Below are 6,133 nucleotides of genomic sequence, written 5' to 3'. Positions count from 1 at the left end.
GCTCGGAGTCGGTCAGGCCGTCAAGGTCGGCCCCGCCGAGCCGCATGCGGGCGCTGCCGACGAGGCCGGGATAGGGCACGATCTGCCCGATGGCGGCGGCCGTCATGCTCTTGCCGCTGCCCGATTCGCCGACGAGGCCGACGATCTCTCCGGCGCGGACGGTCAGGGACACCTGCCGTACGGGGGTGATGTCGCCGGGGAAGGCGACGGTGAGGTCCCGTACCTCCAGGACGGCGTCCGGTGCGGGCTCGTCCCGGGCGGGGGTCGCCTCGGGGGCGACGGGCTTGCCGACCGTTTCTCGGGTGTGGGCGGCGGCCTTGGCGAAGGTGTCGCCGAGCAGCATGAAGCCGAGGCCGGAGAGGCTCACGGCGAGGGCGGGGGCGACGACGACGGACGGGGTGACGTAGACGTGCCCGAAGGCTTCGTTGAGCAGCCGGCCCCAGTCGTACGAGGGGGCCTGGACGCCCATGCCGAGGAAGGACATCGCGGACAGGCCGAGCAGGGCGCCGCCCATGGCCTGGGCGGTGTTGAGGATAAGCGGTTCGGCGATGTTGGGCAGGACGTGCCGGGTGAGGATGCGGTGGCGGGGCACACGCAGCATGCGGGCCGCGGCGATGTAGTCGGACCCTGCGACGGACGCCGTCATGGTGTGGGTGAGCCGGGCGAAGGTCGGTGCGAGGGCGACGCCGATGCCGAGGACGGCGCCCTGTGCGCCGAGTCCGGCGACGACGGCGGTGAACATGGCGAGCAGCAGGGCGGGGAAGGCCACCAGGAGGTCGACCGCGGCGATGACCGCTCGGCCCGCACGCCGGGGCAGGATCTGCGGCAGGGTTCCCAGGAGGATGCCGGTGACGGTGCCGATCAGGGTGGCCAGGAAGGCGAGACCGAGGGTCAGCCGGGTGGCGACCAGGGTCCGGGCGAGGAGGTCACGGCCGAGGGCGTCGGTGCCCAGCAGATGCGAGGCGGAGGCTCCCTGGCTGATCTCCTTCGGGTTCATCCGGGTGGCGGCGTCCTCCCAGATCGGCGGGCCGACGATCGCGAGGAGGACCATGACGGCGACGATCACGGCGCCCAGCAGACCGGCGGGGTTTCTCAGCAGACGGCGCATCAGCCCTCCCTGCGGGTGGAAGCGGACGGGGCGGACAGAGCGGACTTGGGGTCGAGAATCCCGAGCAGGATGTCGACGAGGAAATTGACGACGAGGACCAGCGCGCCGTAGACGAGGATCATGGCCTGCGCCACGGGGTAGTCCTTCTGGGTGATGGCCTCGACCGTGCGCAGGCCGAGACCGGGCCAGGCGAAGACGTTCTCGACCAGGACGCTGCCGGTGATCAGCCCGCTGAGCAGTAGGCCGCCCATCGTCAGGGTCGCGGTGAGGGTGTTCGGCAGCAGGTGGACCGCGTACAGCCGCCAAGCGGGCAGCCGCTTGGCGTGGGCCAGGCGCATGTAGTCGGTGTCGAGTTCACGCAGGGTCTCGACGCGGGCCAGGCGGGCGATCATCGCCGCCGGGGCGATGGCGAGGGCCGTGACGGGCAGCACGAAGGAGGCGGGACCGGTGAGGCCGGCCGGCGGGAGCAGGCCGAGGCCCAGGGCGAGGACGAGCATCAGGGCGAGACCGTAGAGGTACTCGGGGATGGCGACGGCGGCTCCGGTGAGGGTGGTAAAGGCGGTCTCGGTGCCGCGCCGGCGTCCGTTGTGGGTGCGGACGGCTGCCCACAGGCCCAGCGGCACGGCCACGGCGAGGGCGACGAGGGTGGCGAGGACCGCGAGGGCCAGGGTGTTGGGGAGGCCCTGGCCGATGATGTCGGTCACTGGCTGGGAGGAGAAGAACGAGGTGCCGAGGTCGCCGGAGAGCAGCTGCCGGACATAGTGCGTGAACTGGGTGAACAGCGGATCATCGAGGCCGAGTTCGCTACGGCGCTGCGCGACGAGTTCCTTCGGCGCGGTCGGGCCGAGCATCTTGCGCAGCGGGTCGCCAGGGATCAGGTGGATCATCGCGAACGAGGCCACGACGAGCACGGCGAGGGAGGCGGCCAGGCGGAACAGCTGCCGGACGAGGAAGCCCGGCGTGAGGCGGCGGGAACGGCGGGGTGCGGCAACGGCGGGCGTGTCGTGCGGGGCGAGCACGTCGGATGGGGTGGTCACTTCTCTCCTCCCGTCATACGGATCGACGTCGGGTCGAAGAGCCCCGCCGTGATGCGGAACGAGGCGTTGTAGGCGGCGGTAGTGAGCGTCTTGTCGACGACGGGGACGAGATCGGCACTGTCGAGCAGCGCACTCTCCGACCGCGCCCACAGGGTGCAGCCCGACGTACCCGGGAGCTTGCTCGCCTCGGCGGTGAGTTCCTCGTACGTGGTGTTGGTGAGGTGGGCGAAGTTTCCGCCGTCGGGGGTGAAGGGGCCGGACAGCGAACCGATCAGCTGCGTGGGCAGGGTTACGCCGAGCGACACCCAGTCGACGTCCCAGTCCTGGGTGACCGCTTCCACCTCGTCGTAGGCGGCATCCGACAGGGCCCGCAGCCGCACGTCGACGCCGACCTTCTTCCACGCGTCGGCCAGGTACTCGGCTGCGGCGGCCATGCTCTCGCCCCCGAAGGTGCCGTAGATCATGCGGATGGTGAGCCTCTTGCCCTCCCTCACGCGGAAGCCGTCGGGGCCTCGGCGCCAACCGGCGGCGTGGAGCGCCGAGCCGGCCGCGATGGGATCGAAGGGGGGCAGGTGGCCGGTGACCGTGTCACCGGGGCAGGGGTTCGGTTGCAGCACCAGGCCGGTGGGCCGTTGTCCGGTGCCACCGGTGGAAATCGCACCGAGAGCGTGCAGGTCGACCGCCTGGACAAGGGCCTTGCGGACCGCCGGATCGTGTCCGGGGTGCCCCTTGCCCTGGTGGAAGAAGAACTCCTGCGTGCCGTTGGCCTGGACGGTGGTGGTCACCCCGGGGACGTTGGTCACCCGGGCACGGTCGGGGCCGGCGAACTGCGCGGCGTTCAGCTGGTGGGAGAGCAGCAGGTTGGCCGCGGTCGACTCGCTGCCGACCACCTTGAGGACGACCGAGTCCGGCATGGCGGGGTCGGATGCGGTGGCTCCGCCGGGTCCCCAGGTGTAGTCGGTGCGCCGGGTGAAGGTGTAACTCTGGTTGGGCCTGGCTTCCGTGAGCTGGAAGGGGCCCGACCCAGAGGTGCCGCTCTCGAGCAGGGAGCGGTCCTTCAGCCCCTTGCCGCAGACCATGAACAGGTGCCGGGTGCTCTGCAGCATGAGCGCGAACGGCTTGGGCGTGGCGAGGGTCACCGTGCCGGCCGTGTCGTCGGCCTTCGCGGTCAGGCCCTCGGGAATGACGACACCGACGGCGGGCGACTTGGTGGCCGGATCGGTGATGTGGTCGACGTTCGCGGCGATCGTGCTCGGCCTCACCGGGCTGCCGTCCGCACAGGTGACGTCGCGGCGCAGGGTGAAGGTGACCGACGACGGCCTGACATCCCACTTCTGGGCCAGGCCCGAGACGACGCGGCCGTCGGGGTCGATGTTCACCAGCGTGTCGTAGGCGAGCGACAGCGCGGTGTACGTGTTGGAGTTCTGGAACTGGGCCGGATCGAGCAGACCGGGATCGCTCTTGATCGCGAAACTGAAGGCGTCACCACCGGCCGACCCGGCCTGGCCACTGCCGCAGCCGGCCGCCAGCAGAGAGACCGCGACACAGGCGGCTATCGCCTTGGCTCTGTTCATCGGGGGCTTCATAGGGGAGCTCCTTGGGGCTGGAGAGTTGCCCCACAGTCGCGGCTCGTGGCCGGAAATGATTCAGACGGGACGACGAAAGGTGCCGCTCCGGTTAGGTGGGGGGTCCCAAGCCGGGCGGCGGTTTCGAAGACACGACGGCCCCGGACCGTGGGCGACTCGATCCGGGGCGTGAGGTGCGCGAGCGGATGGGTGGACGGCACGGGGGCTCGTTCAGGTCCGGGTGCGGAGATGATCCACGGCGAGCCGGGCGGCGCGGCCGATCGCACGGTCGGCGAGGGGCTGGCGGGTGGCCGGGGTCGACGTACGCAGGAAGACGCCCACGGCGTACCGCTTGCCGTCGGGGTACTCGATCACGCCGGCCTCGTTGCGTACGGCGAAGTCCGTGCCGGTCTTTCCGGCGAGCCGCACGCCCGCTTCGGGGAAGCCGGAGACCAGGCGGTGCTGCCAGACCTGTTGGCCCATGATGTCCCGGACCTCGGCGCAGGCGCTCGCCGGGCCGGCTTCGTCGCGCCAGATGGCGGCAAGGAGCGCGGTCACCTCACGGGGCGTACTCGACGGACTGCTGCCGGGGGCGCAAGCGCGGAGGGCGAGGAGTCGTTCGTCGGGGATACCGGCCAACTGGTCGTCGAGGGAGCGGTCCGGCGCAAGGCCGAGTTCCTGACGGATGTCGTCGTCCAGGGCGGCCGACGATGAGAACCCGAAGCCAGGGAAGCCCAGGCCGTCGAGCGTCGCGCGGACCCGGTCGGGTCCGACGACGTCCAGGAGCAGATCGGTCGCCGCGTTGTCGCTGATCGTCATCATCATGAAGGCGAGATCGCGGGCGCTCATCTCGACGTCGTACGCGCAACCGTCGGTAGCGCTGCCGCCGGCCCGGTAGGCGGCTGTGACCGTGTGGCGCCGGGCCGGGTCGAGCTCCCCGGCCGCCGCCTGCCGGGCGTACTCGAGGGCGATGGGGATCTTGAAGACGGAGGCCAGCACGACCTGGCTGTCGGCGCCGTGGCCGAGCTCCTCTCCTGTGTCGAGGTCCCGGGCATGGACGTAGCCTTCGACACCGGCCTGGGTGAAGGTGGACGCGAGTACGGTGTGTACCTGGTCGGCTCCTGCCGACTGCGCTGCGGCTGTGGTCATGTCGTCTCCTCGGATGGGGTGGCAGCCGGCTGGCGGCGCAGGTGGTCGACGGCGGTCCGCGCCGCACGGCCGATCGCGGCGTCGGCGGCCGGGTTACGGCCGCCGAGGGCGGGAGTACGCAGGAAGACCGCGACGGCGTAGCGGCCGCCGTCGGGGTATTCGACGACCGCGGCTTCGTTGAGCACGCCCCACAGGGAGCCGTTCTTGGCCGCGACGCGGATCTCGTCGTCGAAGCCGGCGGCGAGGCGGTGGACGGAAAGCTGATGGCTCATCAGTTCGCGTACTTCTGCGCATGCTTCGGCGGGGCCGGCCTGGTCACGCCAGATCACCGTGAGCAGGGAGGTGATCTCCCGTGGCGTACTGGACGCGGAACGGGTGGGGTCGAGCATGGCCAGTCCCCTGATCCGGTCCTCGCTCACCTGGTCGAGCTGAGCGTCGATGTCGCCGTCCGGGTCGAGGCCGAGCTCCTCCCAGACCGGGTCCCACAGCTCTCGGTAGCGCCCGACCGGCAGGCGTGGGCAGCCGAGTTCGGCGGCGACGGCGCGTACCTCGTCCACCCCCAGGATCTCCATGAGCTTGTCGGTGGCCGCGTTGTCGCTCATGGAGAGCATGAAGAAGGCGAGGTCGCGGGTGCTCAGGGTGACGTCGTGCAGACAGCTGTCGGTGCCGATGCCGCCGCCCTCACGATTGGCCGCGGTGATGGTGTGCCGGGCGGCCCGGTCGAGGGCTCCGGCGGCGGCCTGACGGGCGTAGGCGACCGCGACGACGATCTTGCGGATGGAGGCGACGATGACGGGGGCGTCGGCGCGGAAGGCGACCTCGCGGGCGTCGCCTTGGCCGTCATCGTCGATGTCGCGGGCGTGGACGAAGCCCTCGACTCCGGCTTCGTCGAAGACCGCCTGAAGGGCGGCGGTGACCTCGTCGACCGTGGTGGGTGACGCCATGGGGGTTCCAATCCTGCTGAGGTCAGCTGATCTTCGGGGTCGCTCGGCCGCTGTAGTGGAGGTAAGAGGGGCCGTCCGGGCGCTGCTCGAACACCACCGCGTCCCACACCGAGTCCCCCTCGTCGCGGCCGACGAAGGTCGTCGCGTCGACGGCGACGAGGTCGAGGGTGCGGGAGCGGGCGAGGCCCACGAGGATGCCGGTCGGCTCGGTGCGCAGGCTCAGTCGGCCGCCCTCGCCCGCTGTCACGTGGATCCTGCTGCCGGCGCGCTCGTACACACCGGTGAAGTGGTCGACGTCGATGTGGGCGGGTCGCTCGGGCGGGGCGATGG

General features: G+C 71.0%; 5 protein-coding genes and 1 pseudogene. All 6 read right to left on the bottom strand.

All coding sequences use genetic code 11. The features are described from left to right. The coding region (locus E2E34_RS29890) for an ABC transporter permease subunit (RefSeq protein WP_138904997.1) at window positions 1–1,108 on the bottom strand (1,108 nt) is incomplete at its 3' end. Beyond that, on the bottom strand, window positions 1,108–2,145 hold the full coding sequence (locus tag E2E34_RS29885) for an ABC transporter permease (protein WP_138904996.1): 1,038 nt from the start codon (window positions 2,143–2,145) through the stop codon (window positions 1,108–1,110). The genes E2E34_RS29885 and E2E34_RS29890, both read right to left, overlap by 1 nt. Then, window positions 2,142–3,719 (bottom strand): ABC transporter substrate-binding protein, encoded by a 1,578-nt coding sequence (locus tag E2E34_RS29880; RefSeq protein ID WP_244316250.1) that lies wholly within the window; start codon window positions 3,717–3,719, stop codon window positions 2,142–2,144. The genes E2E34_RS29885 and E2E34_RS29880 overlap by 4 nt, the downstream gene beginning before the upstream one ends. 222 nt (window positions 3,720–3,941) lie before the next feature. Next, window positions 3,942–4,859, bottom strand: coding sequence for a serine hydrolase (locus E2E34_RS29875; protein WP_138904994.1), 918 nt, complete (start codon window positions 4,857–4,859; stop codon window positions 3,942–3,944). Next, on the bottom strand, window positions 4,856–5,803 hold the full coding sequence (locus E2E34_RS29870) for a serine hydrolase (protein ID WP_138904993.1): 948 nt from the start codon (window positions 5,801–5,803) through the stop codon (window positions 4,856–4,858). The genes E2E34_RS29875 and E2E34_RS29870 overlap by 4 nt, the downstream gene beginning before the upstream one ends. 22 nt (window positions 5,804–5,825) lie before the next feature. Further along, window positions 5,826–6,133 (bottom strand): annotated as a pseudogene (locus E2E34_RS29865) (serine hydrolase); the annotation flags it as partial.

The organism is Streptomyces albidochromogenes (genome assembly GCF_005981925.1).
Classification (GTDB): Bacteria; Actinomycetota; Actinomycetes; order Streptomycetales; family Streptomycetaceae; genus Streptomyces; species Streptomyces albidochromogenes.
This window is presented reverse-complemented; position numbering and strand designations above follow the sequence as displayed.